General features: G+C 38.6%; 14 protein-coding genes. 3 read left to right on the top strand and 11 right to left on the bottom strand.

Annotation, left to right across the window (positions count from 1 at the left end; translation table 11 throughout):
• Nucleotides 1-169: 169 nt before the first annotated feature.
• The 7 genes from IX95_RS22545 to IX95_RS22515 are packed head-to-tail and all read right to left on the bottom strand — an operon-like array spanning nt 170 to nt 8173.
• Entirely contained in the window at nt 170-1453 is a 1284-nt protein-coding gene (locus IX95_RS22545; RefSeq protein ID WP_038164207.1) for a hypothetical protein, read from the bottom strand.
• 53 nt (nt 1454-1506) lie between these two features.
• Nucleotides 1507-2739 carry an oligosaccharide flippase family protein gene (locus IX95_RS22540; RefSeq protein ID WP_038164205.1) on the bottom strand — a complete coding sequence of 411 codons (1233 nt, stop codon included), beginning with the start codon at nt 2737-2739 and terminating at the stop codon, nt 1507-1509.
• Nucleotides 2729-3661, bottom strand: coding sequence for a class I SAM-dependent methyltransferase (locus tag IX95_RS22535; protein WP_038164204.1), 933 nt, complete (start codon nt 3659-3661; stop codon nt 2729-2731). The genes IX95_RS22540 and IX95_RS22535 overlap by 11 nt, the downstream gene beginning before the upstream one ends.
• A gap of 10 nt (nt 3662-3671) precedes the next feature.
• On the bottom strand, nt 3672-4883 hold the full coding sequence (locus IX95_RS22530; RefSeq protein ID WP_038164203.1) for a glycosyltransferase family 4 protein: 1212 nt from the start codon (nt 4881-4883) through the stop codon (nt 3672-3674).
• Nucleotides 4883-6013 (bottom strand): non-hydrolyzing UDP-N-acetylglucosamine 2-epimerase, encoded by a 1131-nt coding sequence (wecB, locus tag IX95_RS22525; protein WP_019276553.1) that lies wholly within the window; start codon nt 6011-6013, stop codon nt 4883-4885. The genes IX95_RS22530 and wecB overlap by 1 nt, the downstream gene beginning before the upstream one ends.
• 16 nt (nt 6014-6029) lie before the next feature.
• On the bottom strand, nt 6030-7133 hold the full coding sequence (gene wbjC, locus IX95_RS22520; RefSeq protein ID WP_021457879.1) for a UDP-2-acetamido-2,6-beta-L-arabino-hexul-4-ose reductase: 1104 nt from the start codon (nt 7131-7133) through the stop codon (nt 6030-6032).
• Between the two features lie 23 nt (nt 7134-7156).
• On the bottom strand, nt 7157-8173 hold the full coding sequence (locus IX95_RS22515; RefSeq protein ID WP_019276555.1) for a polysaccharide biosynthesis protein: 1017 nt from the start codon (nt 8171-8173) through the stop codon (nt 7157-7159).
• A gap of 662 nt (nt 8174-8835) precedes the next feature.
• Here IX95_RS22515 and IX95_RS22510 point away from each other — a divergent pair.
• Entirely contained in the window at nt 8836-10203 is a 1368-nt protein-coding gene (locus IX95_RS22510; protein ID WP_019276556.1) for a phosphomannomutase/phosphoglucomutase, read from the top strand.
• A gap of 116 nt (nt 10204-10319) precedes the next feature.
• Here IX95_RS22510 and wecA read toward each other — a convergent pair whose 3' ends face one another.
• The 4 genes from wecA to murB form a co-directional block, all read right to left on the bottom strand.
• On the bottom strand, nt 10320-11435 hold the full coding sequence (gene wecA, locus IX95_RS22505; protein WP_019276557.1) for a UDP-N-acetylglucosamine--undecaprenyl-phosphate N-acetylglucosaminephosphotransferase: 1116 nt from the start codon (nt 11433-11435) through the stop codon (nt 10320-10322).
• Nucleotides 11436-11494: 59 nt separating this feature from the next.
• Nucleotides 11495-12835, bottom strand: coding sequence for a CDP-diacylglycerol--serine O-phosphatidyltransferase (pssA, locus tag IX95_RS22500; protein ID WP_038164202.1), 1341 nt, complete (start codon nt 12833-12835; stop codon nt 11495-11497).
• Between the two features lie 109 nt (nt 12836-12944).
• A complete protein-coding gene (gene birA, locus IX95_RS22495; RefSeq protein WP_038164201.1) occupies nt 12945-13907 on the bottom strand; it encodes a bifunctional biotin--[acetyl-CoA-carboxylase] ligase/biotin operon repressor BirA in 963 nt (320 codons plus the stop codon).
• Nucleotides 13904-14950, bottom strand: coding sequence for a UDP-N-acetylmuramate dehydrogenase (murB, locus tag IX95_RS22490; protein WP_038164199.1), 1047 nt, complete (start codon nt 14948-14950; stop codon nt 13904-13906). Before murB ends, birA begins: the two co-directional genes overlap by 4 nt.
• A 254-nt stretch (nt 14951-15204) precedes the next feature.
• Here murB and rfaD point away from each other — a divergent pair, with 254 nt between their 5' ends.
• Nucleotides 15205-16146 (top strand): ADP-glyceromanno-heptose 6-epimerase, encoded by a 942-nt coding sequence (gene rfaD / locus IX95_RS22485; RefSeq protein WP_038164197.1) that lies wholly within the window; start codon nt 15205-15207, stop codon nt 16144-16146.
• Between the two features lie 84 nt (nt 16147-16230).
• A complete protein-coding gene (locus IX95_RS22480) occupies nt 16231-17343 on the top strand; it encodes a glycosyltransferase family 4 protein (RefSeq protein WP_235202661.1) in 1113 nt (370 codons plus the stop codon).
• The last annotated feature ends 10 nt before the right edge of the window (nt 17344-17353 follow it).

Raw genomic sequence — 17353 nt, 5'->3', positions numbered from 1 at the left:
TTCTTCACCACATAGTCCCTTTAAACAACCTAATCTAAAGTCCAAGCTTTTCAAGTGGCTCCACAAAATCTAAGATTCTGTTACTTAAAGCCACAATAACCGACATTACATCCAATAGAGTAAAGGCGTATACTTCTCGATAAACGAAAATACCAACAGAACAAGAGTATTACCGGCTTGTACGGAATTTCACTAAGGTTAAGTGTATCAGAAAAATCATAACAAAGTTTTTGACTAGTAATGCCAATACACTAGATACTTGGCTTTCCACCCCATGTATTAACGATACCCAAATTACAGGATAGATTAAAACGAAAAACATATTACAGTTAGATAAATATGTATAGAGTATTCGGTAGAGTAAGCCAAGTATAAACAAACCGATTGCAATACCAATAAAACCAAAGTTTAAGTAAAGCTCACCTGGGTTGGTGATAGCCACTCCGGTCACATAATCATTCGGACCAATGATTCTATACTTACGACCAAATTCATTACCATTAATAGTTGGCTCGTTCTGCAAACTGTTAGGCTTTAACTCTTCAAAGAATTGTCTAAATGTCGTTCCAAGCAAGTATTGCTCATCTTTTTCTACGATTTGTGTAACAGTCTGTACCTGAGAGACTCTTACAATAAATGGAGATAGTTTGTATATAAATGGTTGTTCTGCCTCAGCCTTATACGAACCATGTGCAATATTATCTTTGATTCCATCTACTGCAAAAATTAAACAAGCTAAAAATACTAACTTAATTCCAGATTTAATTATTCCACTTAGTCTCTCAGGGAAATAACAAAGTTTAACAATAAATATACATACAATCGGAGAAAGCATTTTCATCTTAGAGCCCAGGTCCATAACACCTAAGTAATAGAAAAGTGCCATTGCTATACCAGTATAAAGAAATAATGCTCTATCTCGTGCTCTACCTTCATATTTGGAACTAAAATAACCGATAATACACAATAATAATGCCAATGTGTGTAAAGTATTTGGCGTAATAAAAAATGTTAGAGTTGGATTTCCACTAATAGTCCCGGAAGCATACATTTGATAATTAACACCGTTAGTTACATATCTTAGTACCTTTATTGCATATCCAAGTAAGAACACAATAATAGATACTTTATATAACCTATCTGCGGACCATCTCGCTCTTAGTAAAGTACTTGGTTTAATAGCTAACTTACGCGCTAACATCTCTCCAGTCCAAAATGATAATAACCCTAATGTCAGATAAGCTAATACTTCATAGGTGTAAATTTTTTCAACCAAAAAGAACATCGAAAAAAACTTTGCTTTAAATCCTGGCTCTACGAATAAGTCATAAAACTCAATAGCGAGAGGGACTGATAAGAACATGAGAAAATAGTAAGCTTTATAGGAAGCACAAAGTTCAAATATAGATAATTTACTGAACCTATCATTAGAATAACTATATTTCAGTTTCATTATATTTACGATACCCAGTTATAAAAGAATAAACGCTAACATTTCAAGTGAAATCACCGCAATTCAGATGTAATGACTTTGGGCTGACGTACAACCCAAATGAGAATAAAAACATTTAAAGAAAGATATGCAATAAATGTCGAAAAAGCAGCAGCTATTATTCCATAGGTTGGAATGAAAAAATTCAGAGCGAAGTTGAAAATTGAAGCGACAGCAAACATTTTTGCATGTACGTTCAGTTTTTTCAAAAGAACAAAATACATTGACAACGCTGTTTGAAAAACAGTCAATATCACACCAACCATTACAACAATTAAGCTATAATAGTACGTTTTATCAGAAATTACACTCTCTTCAATGATTAGAGTATAAAGTTGTGTCGGTATAAAAAATATTAATATCGAAACACCAAATAACACGAGGAAAAATTTAAATAGATATTCATTTAACAATTTAAACCCAATCTCATTATTTTTTTCATGTTCTCGTAAAATTATAGGATTAACATATATTCCATATATCATTCCCAAAACTTGTGCAAACCCTCCTAACTGAACAAGTATAGAGTATATTGCAACATCATTAGTAGTCAAATAGTAATCTATAAAATATCGATCACTAAAGGATATACTCCAACTAAAAATCGATGATATTAGTATAGGATAGGAATATAATAGGTATTTCTTTTGATTTTCTCTATTAAACTCTATTTTGAATGGATAGTTTTTCATAGAAAAAATAAGATAAACTAAAGCAATAGCATATCCGAGCAAGATACCCAATATAAATGAATTTAAAGTCCCATAATAATAGTAAGTAATCAGAGGAAAGATAAACTTAGCCAATGATTCCAAAACTTTCAATATGAAGTATTTCTTTCTTTCCAGAGAAAATAAAAATATTTTTTGATTAAATGTGTAATTATTAAAAAAAACAAACAACACATAAACATATAAATAAGTATCTAACTGAAATCTATCTCTATAAAAAAGATAAAATACCAAAACCATCAATATGGTAAAGGCATTTACAAATATAAGATATGTCCTAAACTCATTTACAAAATAGATTTTATCTTTAACTGTATTATAAAATCGAGAGAACGCCTGCCCCGGTATAGAGAGGAAGATTTGAGACAAACCATAAATAAGAGAACTTAGTATTACAAAGTCCCCAAATATATTTGAGTCCACACTGTACGAGACTGTGCGGACATACAGAAGTTGAAATATAATTGGAACAACAACTGTAAATAGAGATATTATGAAACTTTTATTACTTTTCATAAATAATAGTAATACCCGAAACAATCAGATTCTCTTCTCGATGTTTTTTAGCTAGGTTTTCAAATTTTTCATTATGGTTTAGTTTAAATTTGACCGCATTTTCATCTATTATGCATGAAACGTATTTTCTATTAAGTTTACTCCCGATAATATCTAGGTACTCATTGGGTTTAAGGTAAGAAAATAAATTATTTCTAATCCAAGTTCGCCCATCGTTTTCACTGTGAGTAAACTCACCAAATCCATCTAGATAACTTTCATATGCATCTTTATCAAGCGAGATATGATTGTACCCATTTACAAATTCATCTGATCCGGAAATGTGGTCACCACCCCAAGAGTACCATAACGGACCAAAGTTAGAGTATAAAATGCCTCCAACCTTTAGAACTCTTTTGAGTTCATCTATGGCTTGATGAAACTTATTAATATGCTCGAATACTGCGTCTGAACCAATAATATCAATACTGTTATCTTCGATTTTTTTCATCTCAATGATATCAGACTGGACGAACTCGATTTTTGTATTGTATTTTTCTTTATATTGCTCTTTTCTCTTATTCCATGCTTTCTCATAGTTAAAGTAGTCAACTGCGATGATTTTCTTAGGATTGAATCTAAGCCAGCTTTCTAGATCCCTTCCTGTGCCGATACCCAGAATCAGAACGGTTGAGCCTTCAATGGACTTAATTTTATTTACACGCCTTCTATGGGCATCGTAATCGTTTCCACGTTGACCCAAAAAGAGTTCATCAAAACCAATGTTCTTTACGTGTGCGTAATTTTTTTCCAACGCATTTTTTCGGGATTTAAGATAAATTGGGTAAACCGTACGCCTGATTAATTTCTTAACTTTCTCCCCTAGTGAATCCTCTGTGATTACAAAATTTTCGGGGGTCATATCATCAGTATGTAAAGCCATTAAATTTTCCTTATATGTCGCTTCTTAATGAAGATACTATCTTTATAGAAGCCATTTCTACAGAGAACTCTTTATCGATTAATTTTCGAGAATTATTGCCTAACTCTGTGCGTAATTCTATATTGTTATATAAATTGACTGCGGATGATAATAATGCATCATCTTCACCATTAATATGAATGTAACCCGCTTCGTTATTATTTATCATTGGCATTAAATCATTATTACTATTTACGCTTCCCAAGATTGGTAAAGCTTCATTCATATAACCCAATATTTTTCCTGGAAAATTATGCGTCGTATGTAATTTGGATAATGAAAAAAGTCCAACATCGACCTCAGATAAAATCTGCTTAAATTCATTTTGATTAACGGAAGGTAAGTAAGTGAAATTTTTCAGTTTCCATTCTTCCGCAAGGTTGTTGATCAACTCTACCTCATCTCCTTGACCTACAAAAAGGAAATGGGCATCTGGTAATGTTGACATGTTTTTTGCCAAACGCATCAAATTGGCCATATCCTGCGCATGACCAATGTTTCCGCCATAGAAGTATATGAGCTTGCCTGCTAGACCTAAGCGTTGTCGATATGACTCAGCTCCTGTGCGGCTAATATTTACATTGGTAACACTGGTCCAATTGCGAAGTAGCTCAACATCAAATTTATGGTTGCCATTAGCTTGTTGAAAACACTCGATATTCCGTTCAGACATCAACCCGATCAAATCGGCTTGCTCATAGGATGTACTTTCGAAATGCCTGAAATATTTCTCAATTATCGAGCCAGGCTTGATCATTCCAGCATCAATTACCCATTGTGGAAATAAGTCACGAAGAACTAGATAAGAGCGACACTGGCAACGTTTTTTAATTTTTTTGACAATTCCTCCCCAAAAAATCGAGGGAGAATAATATACAACGCCGTCAAAGCTATCGCTTTTAATCAGTTTCTTTATCGAAGACCACGCCCTGTATGACAAGAAAGACTCATTGATGGCCCTGAAAATTTTATTGGTATCTTTAATCGCCCCAGATTTAAACCTCCAGATGCGAATACCATCTAGATCATCAATAACTACAGATGCCGTCTGATTCTCGTCTGGTGTGATGACTGTTACTGCATGGCCTTTGTTTTTAAGCTCAACTGCAAGTTCATGAAACATCTTGGCGCCAATACGTGTACTGTTTGGCAAGTAGTCATCAATAATTAGAGCCAGATGCATCAATACTGTTTCCAAACCACACGGTTAACGTAATCTGTATAAGATACAATTATACGTACAACCTTATCGGAGACGTTAGGCATGCTATAGTCAGCGACAGGCCTCAATAGTCGCTCACTACCAACAGGTTGGCTTTCCAAAATACTCAGCCCCTGAAGGACACGCTCATAACCAAGCCCTACCATCATGACCGAAGCTTCTTCCATCGCTTCTGGTCTCTCATGAGCCTCTCTAATGTTTAGAGCAGGGAAGTTTTGGATTGAGGATTCTTCGTTGATTGTGCCACTATCTGAAATCACCACCTTTGCATTCTTTTGTAGGCAGTTATAGTCATGGAACCCAAGGGGCGCCATAAGAGAAACGTTTTCGTGGAAAAGTAAGTTATTTGCCTCTATTTGTTTCTTTGTTCTTGGGTGAGTAGAGACAATAACTGGTAAATCATACTTTTTCGCTATCTTATTCAGGGTTTCATGTAATCTTTTCAGCTGTTTTGGCGAATCAACATTCTCTTCTCTGTGTGCACTTACTAAAAAATACTGTTGCTTTTTCAGGTTCAACCTTTCTAGAACATCTGACGCATCAATGTCATCTTTGTAGTGCTCAAGCACTTCAAACATAGGGCTGCCCGTTTTAACAACTCTGTCAGCAGGTAGCCCTTCAGCCAGCAAATAGTCACGAGCAATGGTACTATAAGTCATATTTATATCGGCCGTATGATCGACAATTCGGCGGTTTGTTTCTTCAGGCACTCTCTGGTCAAAGCAACGATTGCCGGCTTCCATATGAAAGATTGGAATTTTTCTTCGTTTGGCAGGAAGCACCGCAATGCATGAGTTCGTATCCCCTAAAACCAACATCGCTTCTGGGTTTACTTCATCAAGAACCTTATCAACCTCTATGATAATCTGCCCTATGGTTTGAGCCGCATTTTGACCTGCTGCCCCTAGAAAGTAATCCGGTTTTCTTACTTTCAGATCATTAAAGAAAACTTCATTAAGTTCATAGTCATAGTTCTGGCCTGTATGCACAAGAGTATGATCACAGTGTTCATCTAATTTCGCCAATACTCTAGATAGGCGAATAATTTCAGGTCTCGTCCCGACGACAGATATTACTTTTAACTTTTGCATTGTTTGTACTTGAAACTCACAGTTTGTCCATTATCGTATCAGGATTATCCCGATCAAAAATTTCATTCGCCCACAGCATCACTATGAGCTCTTCCTCATCAAGGTTCACAACATCATGGGACCAACCAGGAACCGTTTCTACCACTTGCCCTTGCCTTGCATCCACTGCGAGCTCGTAATATTCACCAGTTAAACGGTGTTTAAATCTAAACAAAGCTTTGCCCTTCACCACCAAAAACTTTTCGTTTTTTGTATGGTGATAGTGTCCTCCCCTTACCACACCCTTATGAGCGGTAAAGAAGGATATTTGTCCAGATTCTTTCGTCTTTAAAAATTCACAAAAGAGCCCCCTTTCATCTTCATAGTGTTTTATATCGTATGAAAAATTTTGGGGTTCCAAAAAGCTTAAATAAGTGGCATAAAGTGCTCTGGGTAACCCTTGACCAACATGCTCAACAACCAGTGTTTCACGACTTCTCTTAAAGTTTTTCAGCAACTCTGCCACTTCACCCACTGTGGTTGGATATTCCGGATGAACAGCTTGAAAACCAGAATCACATTCAGATCCAATTAGAGAGGCCATTTCTTGACAAACATCATCGATGTAGACAAGAGTTAAAGGTGCTGAGGGATCATTAACAACAATATCTAGATTGTTGGCAATATTGTAACAAAAAGTCGCAACGGCCGAATTATAATTTGGTCGGCTCCACTTTCCAAAAACATTGGTTAAACGATAAATAAAATAGGAAGCACCTGTCTTTTCACCATACTCTGTAACATGCTTTTCAGCAGCTAATTTACTTCGGCCATACGCATTGTCTCTCTCTACATGGGTAGAAGATGACAGGACAATAGGGGTGCGCTTTCCATTTTTAGCTAGTTCATGGGTAATAAACTGGGTAAACGTTGAGTTACCTTCTTCAAACTCTGAATCCTGTTGGGGTCTATTCACACCAGCTAAGTGGTAAACAAAATCCGCATGTTCAAGATAGGTTTGAATCTCTTGTTTGGATGTATCTCTTGTGATTTTTGCTATATTGCTAAAGCCTAATTCGCTTAACTTTAAACACAAGTTCTTGCCAACAAAACCGTCGGCACCAGTGACTACCACATTCATGACATTTCCCACTAACTATAGAGTTACTGCTTTTCGCACAGTTCTCGTATAAAAGATAATTTCAACAAAAGTTTTTGCATTCCATCAACATCCAAACGTTCAGTGTTGTGGGAGTTATAATCTTCAACCGTTGAAATCCGTGTATCACCTTCTTCTACATATTTGCCATAATTGAGATCTCTAAGATCAGGTGGTACCTGATAATATTCCCCTAAATCGATAGCTGCTAACATCTCTTCACGGCTTAGCAGAGATTCGTATAGCTTTTCACCATGACGAGTACCGATAATGTTAATCGGATGATGAGCAACACCCAATAAGCGGCACATCGCCTTAGCTAGAACTTCAATGGTGGCTGCTGGGGCTTTTTGGACAAAAATATCGCCATTGCGACCATTATTAAACGCATAGAGCACTAAATCGACTGCATCCTCCAGCGTCATCATAAATCGAGTCATACTTGGGTCTGTGATCGTGATTGGCTGCTTTGACTGAATCAAGTCTGCGAAAACTGGTATAACAGAGCCACGAGACGCCATCACATTACCGTATCTCGTTCCACATATCACCGTCTCACTTTCATCCACATTACGCGATTTGGATACCATCACTTTTTCCATCATGGCCTTCGAAATACCCATCGCATTAATTGGATATACTGCTTTATCTGTACTTAAACAAACGACTTTAGATACTTTATTGGTTATTGCAGCTTCCAGCACATTTTCGGTACCTAAAACGTTAGTTTTAACAGCCTCCATTGGGTGGAACTCACAAGAAGGAACTTGTTTCAGTGCAGCAGCATGAAAAATATAATCGGTACCACGGGTGGCGTTAAGGATACTTTGATAGTCTCTTACATCTCCAATGTAAAATTTCAATTTAGAGTTGCTATACTTCTTACGCAGATCATCTTGTTTTTTCTCATCTCTGGAAAAAATACGGATCTCTTTGATATCCGTATCTAAAAAACGATTTAGCACTGCATTACCGAAAGATCCTGTGCCTCCAGTGATCAGTAAAGTTTTATTTTTGAACATACACCCTCAATTTTCTGTCAACTAGGCAGAATCGTTTAACATTGCTAATCTAAAAAGCAATTGCCTAAAACCTCAAGTAGCTTAGAGCACATTAACAACGGTTTGGACAGAAGTTCCACAGAAACCGCGTCATACAGAGCCACAGTTAAAAATACCAGTATCTAAGTCCATAACCGATAAACCTAGAATAAATCGCGAGTATTCTGCACTTTTGCCCTCCCTTAATCAAGCTCACCATTCGATCAACAAATACCCAAAAAACAAAAAAACACTTAAATTTCAAAAATATAAAATCTTGCTGCGTACTTTTTTCCTATGAATTTTTCACGGTCGGACGGTATGGACATAACGAAGAGACTTACGAATCACTCACCTCTTTTCATTAATGAAAAACAAAAACGAAGCTTCATAGTATCGTAGACATTCAAAAAAGGATAATTTCTCTAATTAGACTTGAGCATTTTTCAGGCATATCTTAACATATACAGTCCACCGCTTATTAATAAATGACAGCCATCAATTATTAATAATTTCATATAGCAATAGAAACAATTTAGACAAAGTAAAAACTATTTTTATATGAAAGTCATTTCATTTTTGAAACACTTCGAGTCAATACTAAAAACGTACTCAATGCTAATAACCATATTTAGGAACTATTAATGGAAAAGTTAACTTGTTTTAAAGCCTATGATATTCGGGGAAAGTTAGGTGATGAGCTCAATGAAGATATAGCGTATCGAATAGGGAGAGCTTTCGGCCAATATATCAAACCTAAAAATGTAGTCCTAGGTGGTGACGTACGTGAAAGTTCTGAAAGTCTAAAGCAGGCTACTGCTAATGGCCTTATGGATGCGGGCGTTGACGTCATTGACATAGGTATGACTGGTACCGAGGAAGTTTACTTTGCAACCAAAGCATTGACCACAGGTGGTGGCATTGAAGTAACAGCTAGCCATAACCCTATAAACTACAATGGAATGAAGCTTGTAAGAGAAGAATCTAAACCTATTAGTGGAGATACTGGTCTAAAAGAGATACAAGAAATTGCCCAATCAAAAAAATTTGACGAGATCAAAAAACGTGGAACAATCAAGAAAGTCAACCATTTGAAGAGTTATGTAGACCATATTTTAACCTATATTAATACCAACAATATCACTCCGATAAAACTAGTCGTCAACGCTGGCAACGGTTCCGCGGGGCACGTAATTAATGCCATAGAAAATGAATTCTCTGCTCGCTCTGTGCCAATCGAATTTATTAAAATTAATCATGAACCTGATCCGAGCTTTCCAAATGGCATTCCCAACCCATTGCTCCAAGAAAATAGAAAAGACACTTCAGATGCAGTAATAGAATATGGAGCTGATATGGGGATAGCTTGGGATGGAGATTTCGATAGATGTTTCCTGTTCGATGAAAAAGGTAATTTTATTGAAGGTTATTATATAGTTGGCCTACTCGCAGAAGCCTTCTTGCAGAAACAGCCTAACTCTAAAATCATTCACGATCCACGCTTAACTTGGAACACAATTGATATCGTTAACTCTAATAAAGGTATTCCAGTTATGTCAAAAACCGGTCATGCTTTTATTAAGGAACGAATGCGGAAAGAAGATGCTGTTTATGGTGGAGAGATGAGTGCACACCATTACTTCAAAGGCTTTGGTTACTGTGATAGTGGTATGATCCCATGGCTACTTGTATCCGAATTACTATGCTTAAAACAAAAGCCATTATCTAGTTTGGTTGAACAACGTATAGGTGCTTATCCTTCTTCTGGAGAAATTAACTCTGTACTAGACAACCCAGAGCAGTCAATACAGAGAATACTTGAAAATTACTCAGATTCGGCACTAGAGATTGATCATACTGACGGGATTAGTCTTGAATTTACACACTGGCGCTTTAACTTAAGAACATCAAATACAGAGCCTGTAGTCAGGTTGAATGTTGAATCTAAAGGGGACTTCGAACTAATGGAGGCAAAAACCAAAGAAGTATTGAACATTCTCCGTCATAGCTAATCTCTATTTCTACCAAGTCAGGTATCATTGATTGTTACCTGACTATACATTTTCAACTGGCTACTTCTGATTGCCCTTATACTGTCAATCGACCATTAAAAGTACTCACTAAATAACTACCTAAGAGAGCGATTTCTTTTACGCGTTATTATCAATCTTCTTCTTGCTTTAATTTTTCTAATTCCCTTTCTCAAAAAAGTCGTGATTTTCCATATATTAGTCAGAAGAACGGTATAAACTAAAAAGCACCCAATGAATCCATAAAACATTATGTACTCTTCCACACCTATAAACTCAGAGTAGATTCCGACACCCGCATATAGAGTGGCTATAAAGCATATCACGATCAAAGTAGCAACCGGACTCAAACCCAGTCTTTGAAAAATATGATGAAGATGCTCACGATCAGGTTTAAAAGGTGAATCTCCCCTCCGCACGCGTCGAATCATTATGGCGGCCATATCCATAAGAGGTACAGCGATCAACCACAATGCCGTAACAGGGCGTAAAGGAGATGCAGAGCCGTTTTGGCTTGAAAGCAACAGTAACCAAATTACCGTAAACCCAATCAACATACTCCCAGCATCTCCCATAAAAATCTTTCGTTTTCGACCAAAAGCACCAAGATTAAGCAATATATAAGGAATAACGGCAACAATTAATACTAGGCAAAAATAAGCTAAGTCATGCTGACCATCCAAGAACAGCATAAGTCCAAGCCCACCGAAAGTAACAACAGATAAGCCACCTAGTAAACCATCGATCCCATCTACCATGTTAAAAGCATTAATAGCACCAACAACAGCTAGGATAGTTACCAAATATCCAAACCATCCCAAAGTGATAAGCTGCCCCGTCCCTAAAACATCCCCAATAGTATTTAGTTCAATATTACCTACAACCATCATTAGTACAGACAGTATAGCTTGAATAAAAAACCTAACCTTAAAGCTTATGTCGTATTTATCATCTAATGCACCAACTGCAACAAGTACAATGATGCATATAGAGAACAAAGGGGTACTTGGTAACAAATAAGGATTATTAAATAAAAAGTAAAGTAACGAAGTACAAAGAGCCACTCCACCAACAAGAGGTACGGCCCCTTCATGAAGCTTTCGTGAATTCGGCTGATCAACCAGTCCAACTCTCTGAGCCACTTTTCTCAGTGTGAATGTAGTAACTAATGAAAAGAAGAATAAAAAGAAGAGATCTATGAATGGTATTAACACAATAAAGTCCAGTGGAATTAGTTAAATGGTAACATTGAGCAATTAAAGCTAATTTATTCTCACAAAATCTGCTTCAACACTCTATCCGCTCTCACACGAGTTATCTTTCGTATTAGTTTCTGCACTGCGTCAGGGTAGTCTTCCGCTTTTTCTAATTGTCTATAAGTACAAATTAGCTCAGTGTGCTGAAGAATATTTTCCACTTCTTTTTCAAACTGAGGTGTCAAGTGGTGGAAGTTGTCTTGAATAAAGAGAGCGTTTTCCAAGTCTAAACTCCAAGCTCGTGGATTGAGGTTATTGCCCGTAATCAACATATAGCGTTTATCTACCCAAATACCTTTTAAATGGAAACTGTTTTCTTCGTGCTTCCATAAATTGATAGACAGCTTGCGGCTCGCGATATTGGCTTCATTCGACTTAGCAAACTGACGCAAATTACGCTCATAAAGATAAGGCAGACCACCAATGGTTTTAAACTCTTCCTCCGGTGAAATATAAAAGTCATTGGCCGTTTTATCACCTACGACGATAGTCACCTTCACACCACGCTTTAACGCTTTTTTTACTTCCTTAGCCACGCTGCGTGGGAAGTTAAAATAAGGTGTACAGATGAAAATCTCATATTTGGCTTGGGCAAGTAACTGGTTAATACCTTGATTAAGCTTATTACGTTTTTTCCCAACCCCTACGATAGGTGTTATAGCAACCTGTTCTTGAGAGACCGTCTGTGACTCAAATTGATAAGAGGACTTGGCAAGAGAAGCCCTTAATTGGCGAATCTGAGCTTTTATCTCTTTGGTCTCCGGCTTATTTGAACAGGCTAGATTGTTCACCGCAGGGTGGTCGATCATCTCTTTATGAACGAAGTTGACCATACTATCAGCTAGTGCTTTGTTATTTAGCACATGATAGCGATCGAAACGATAACGTTCTTTGTAGTTGAGATAGATGTTATTAAGGCTTGCACCACTGTAGATAACCTGGTCATCAATAATGAAGCCTTTTAAGTGCAAAACGCCGAATACTTCACGTCCACGAACTGGAACACCATAGATTGGAATTCTGTGCTCGTAATTGTCCGCGAAGCTTTTATACATAGAGGCGTTGGTTTCGCCAGGTTCAGCACCGATTAAGCCGCGCTGAGCACGATGCCAATCAACACATACATTGATTTCTAGACCAGGGTTGCGCTGTTTGGCTTCATAGAGTTCAGTTAAGATCTCTCTTCCTGCTTCATCATCCTCCAAATAAAGAGCAACCAGGTAGATTCGTTTACTTACCTGACGAATCGCTTCTATTAAGCGAGTTCGAAAATCTTTAGCGGCATAAAGTGTCTCAAACTGAGCAGGGTCTTGCGCCAAAGTAGGAAGTTGTTCGAATAAGTTCCTATTAGTCATCATGTTGGATGGGTTACCTTTACTTAAAGTGGACAAGGATATTAGCAAAATGTGCTAGCAGTTCCTAGTTACCAGATCCTAGTTCGACAATGCGAGTTGTAAAACCTGTGATTTACTGATTAGGACGAAGACTGATTTCACCACCGATGAAGGTTTCTAAGCCATTTTCGGTTTCTAAAAGAACCGCGCCTTGTTCGTTGATGCCTCTGGCGATTCCGCTAATCTCCCTAGGTCCCATAAGCAATTTTACAGGTCGGTTGATAAAGTTATCCAAGCGATTCCATCTCTCGACAAAGCCTGCCATCCCATACAGTTCATAGTCATCCAAAGCCTTATGTAGGGTGGTTATCATGCTAATCGCAAGTTGGTTTCTATCAATCTGTTGATTATCTGCCACCACATCTAGGCTAGCCCAAGGTTGGGTAATGCCTTCTGTTGCCTCTGACATCATCAAGTTGAGCCCCATACCAATGACAAGGTTGGCCGCTGCACCAGCTTGGCCTGACATTTCGACCAGAATACCTGCGAGCTTCTTGTCTTGATAATAGAGGTCGTTTGGCCACTTTAGTTTTACCCCTGTCAGCCCCATCTCTTCGAGAGATTCAACGATTGCCACACCAACGACTAGACTTAGTCCCATTGCGGCCGCCATACCAGCATCTAAACGCCAAAACATCGAGAGGTATAGGTTCGAGCCGAAAGGGGATACCCACTCGCGCCCACGGCGACCTCTTCCTTTAGCTTGATACTCAGCAAGACACACTGACCCTGACTCTAAGCTATCGACTCGATCAAGTAGATATTGGTTGGTTGAGTCAATAATAGGTATGAGTTCTACTCGATTAGCTAAACTATTTTGAAGGGTCTCTTTGTCGAGCAATTGCATAGGCTTGGCGAGTTGGTAGCCCTTGCCCTGCACGCGAAACATATCGACGCCCCAAGCTTGGATGCCTTTAATATGCTTACTGATCGCGGCTCTGGATACGCCAAGCTTGTCTCCTAGCTCCTCACCGGAGTGAAATCCCCCTTGTGATAAAACCTTCAAGATAGAAAGTTTTACGGAATGCTCTTTCATTGCTGGCTCTCTAATATTGTCTCTAGATTAGTTTCTGCATGAGAACCGATAAATCTCACTTCATGCTCTAACGCTATCTGATATTTTTCCAATACAATTTGACGCACTGTCGCTGCTAATTTGATTACATCATTTGCGGTCGCATTGTCTGTATTCACTAGCACCAAAGCCTGCTGAGGGTGGACTTGAGCACCACCGATTTGATGGCCTTTAAATTGGCATTGATCTATTAGCCAGCCAGCGGCGACTTTTACGCCATCTTGTGTTGGGTACGCGGCAATATTGGGAAATTGTTTGCTCAAATTTTCGAATTGCTGGTTCGAGATAACCGGGTTTTTAAAGAAGCTCCCTGCATTGCCTAGTTTGGCAGGATCTGGCAGCTTTTCCATTCGGATTTGGCAAACTCGCTCAAACACTTGCTGCGCGGTGAGCGTTTCGCTTTGAAGAGATTGGAGCGGGCCATATCCAATATTCGCTGACCATTGCTTGGAGAGCTGTAAGCCAATCGCGACAACCATGACTTTCTCAAACAGCTCATGTTTAAAAATAGAGTCTCGATAGCCAAATTGACACTCTTCAGCACGCAGCCGTTTGGTATTGAAGGTTTTTAAACAAAGTACGTCGACATATTCGCAGATGTCTTTCAGCTCAACGCCATAAGCGCCGATGTTCTGAATAGGAGCGCTGCCCGCACAGCCGGGGATCAGAGCGAGGTTCTCTAATCCAAAGTAACCTTGATCAACACTCCATTTCACCAAGCTTGGCCAATCTTCACCGCCAGCGATATGCAGATGCCAATGCGTGTCAGTTTCACTGACCGACTTACCGAGCAATTTATTGATTACCACCACGCCTTGGTAGGGCTGGGTAAACAAAACATTACTGCCTTTGCCCAAAATCAGTTTAGGAAGGTTTAACCACTCTTGCTTTTGATAGACATATTTGATTTCTTCAACGGTTGTGACTTCAACCAGATAAGAGCAGGTTTGCGAGATAGAAAAGGTATGAGAGCGACTAAGATCTGCGTTAGCTAATATTTGCATCGGATTTATCGAGTAATCTAAACTGCCTGCATTCTACCCTAAATTGAAGTTTGGTGATAATGAGCCCAATGTAATTTGGGCCGTCTACCTGCTCAACTAGAACCTCATTTAACGTCGCTTTTATTGCAAAAAAATCATATTGCATTGTGTATATTTGTAAACATCCACGTATTCGTGTGCCTTCAAGACAAGGCTTAGTAGATATGCACTTCGCATGTTATACTTGTGGTTATTTGAATTGACGAGAAATCAGTATGATAATTGTAACTGGCGGTGCTGGTATGATTGGCAGCAACATCGTTAAAGCTCTCAACGATAAAGGTATCAACGATATTTTAGTTGTAGATAATCTAAAGAATGGCAGAAAGTTCCAAAACCTTGTAGATCTAAACATAGCGGATTATATGGATCGTGATGATTTCCTTACGCAAATTATGGCTGGTGATGATTTCGGACCAATCGATGCAATCTTCCATGAAGGTGCATGCTCAGCGACTACTGAGTGGGATGGAAAGTACGTAATGCTCAACAACTATGAATACTCTAAAGAGCTTCTTCATTACTGCCTCGAGCGTGAAATTCCGTTTCTTTATGCTTCTTCCGCGGCTACTTATGGTGAAACTGACACCTTTATCGAAGAAAAAGAGTATGAGGGCGCGTTAAACGTATATGGCTACTCGAAGCAGCAATTCGATAACTATGTACGCCGCATTTGGCAAGACGCAGAGGAACATAGAGAGAAACTATCTCAGGTAACAGGATTCCGTTACTTCAATGTTTATGGCCCTCGCGAGCAGCACAAAGGTTCTATGGCATCAGTAGCCTTTCACCTAAACAACCAAGTGAACAGTGGCGAAAATCCAAAGCTGTTTGCTGGCAGTGAAACGTTCAAGCGTGATTTTGTTTACGTCGGCGATGTTGCAGCAGTAAACTTATCGTTTTTGGAAAACGGCCAGTCAGGCATCTTTAACCTCGGTACAGGAAACGCGGAATCTTTCGAAGAAGTAGCTAAAGCTGTAATTAAATTTCATGGCAAAGGCGAAATTGAAACTATACCGTTTCCTGAACACTTAAAAGGTGCCTATCAGGAGTTTACGCAAGCAGATCTAACCAAGCTACGCGCTGCAGGTTGCGATCATGAGTTCAAATCAGTGGCAGACGGCGTTGCTGAATACATGCAGAAGATAAACAAGTAGCCTCTAATATTTTAAAGGCTTATTATAGAAAGGTGGTTTCAATGCCACCTTTTTTATTACCTCTCCACTAGATAAAGGTAAATTGTGCCAAAACCAGCAATTCTTCATATTTGTCTTTCCCAAGGTTGGGGGGGATTAGAAATGTATCCGATCAGAACTGGCAAAGAGTTTCTTAAACGTGGCTATAAAGTATACGGGCTATGTACAGGTGGAACACAAGTTGCTGAAGGAATGCGAAACTCTGGTATTGAGCTCTTTGAGATATCAAGTAAAGGAAAGTTAATAGCATCTCAACTTTTACGGCTAAACTACTGGTTAAACAAAAGAAACGTCGAAATTATCCATTGCCATAAATCTGGTGATATTCTAGTTTCTGCGCTACTGAGCTTATTAACTAGACGGAAAACTTTTTTCACGGAGCACATGGGGGTTACTCGCCCTAAAAAAGATCTCTACCATAAGTGGGCCTATTCACATGTTGATCAGATTTTTTCGATCAGCGATGAAACCTACAGACGTAACCTAAAAGCACTCCCTGTACCTGAAAATAAAATTACCCGACTCTGGTTAGGCACTGATATCCCAGAGCAGACAATTGATAACCAAAATCAAATCGCTACGATTAAAGTTGAATTGGGGCTACCTACAGATAGTATTATTATTGGTAATCTAGGTAGGGTCTGCTCTGGTAAAGGGCAAATGGAGCTTTTAGAGGCCTTCAGTTTACTAAAAGACAAATACCCCGAACTTCATCTATTGCTAGTAGGAGGGCTAGATGTTTCAGAAGGTTCAGACAACACCTACGTTGACAAGCTAAAAGATAAAATTAATCACTTAGATTTAACTCAGCGCGTTCATCTAGCTGGATTTAGGACAGATACTAATCGCATGCTAGCAACAATGGATATTGTATGCCTGCCAAATCACAATGAAGCTTTTGGTTTAACTGCAATAGAAGCTATGGCAGCCAAGAAACCTATAATAGCAGCTAGTACTGGAGCACTGCCAGAAATACTAGTATCGACAGCTTTACTAACAAACCCATTAGAGCCTCAAAGAATAGCAGGTTGCATAGAGTCCTATCTTCTTGACAATGAGTTGATGAAGAAAAATTCAGCTCTAGCTTATCAACGAGCGCAGTCAGAATTTTCGATGAGTGCACATATTGAGAAGCTAGCAAAGCACTATCATGAGTAACCTCAGTCAA

The sequence above is a fragment of the Vibrio sp. B183 genome (assembly GCF_000740665.1).
In the GTDB taxonomy this organism is placed as follows: domain Bacteria; phylum Pseudomonadota; class Gammaproteobacteria; order Enterobacterales; family Vibrionaceae; genus Vibrio; species Vibrio coralliilyticus.
Note: the sequence above shows the minus strand (reverse complement) of the source record. Positions and strands in the feature narration are given on the sequence as shown.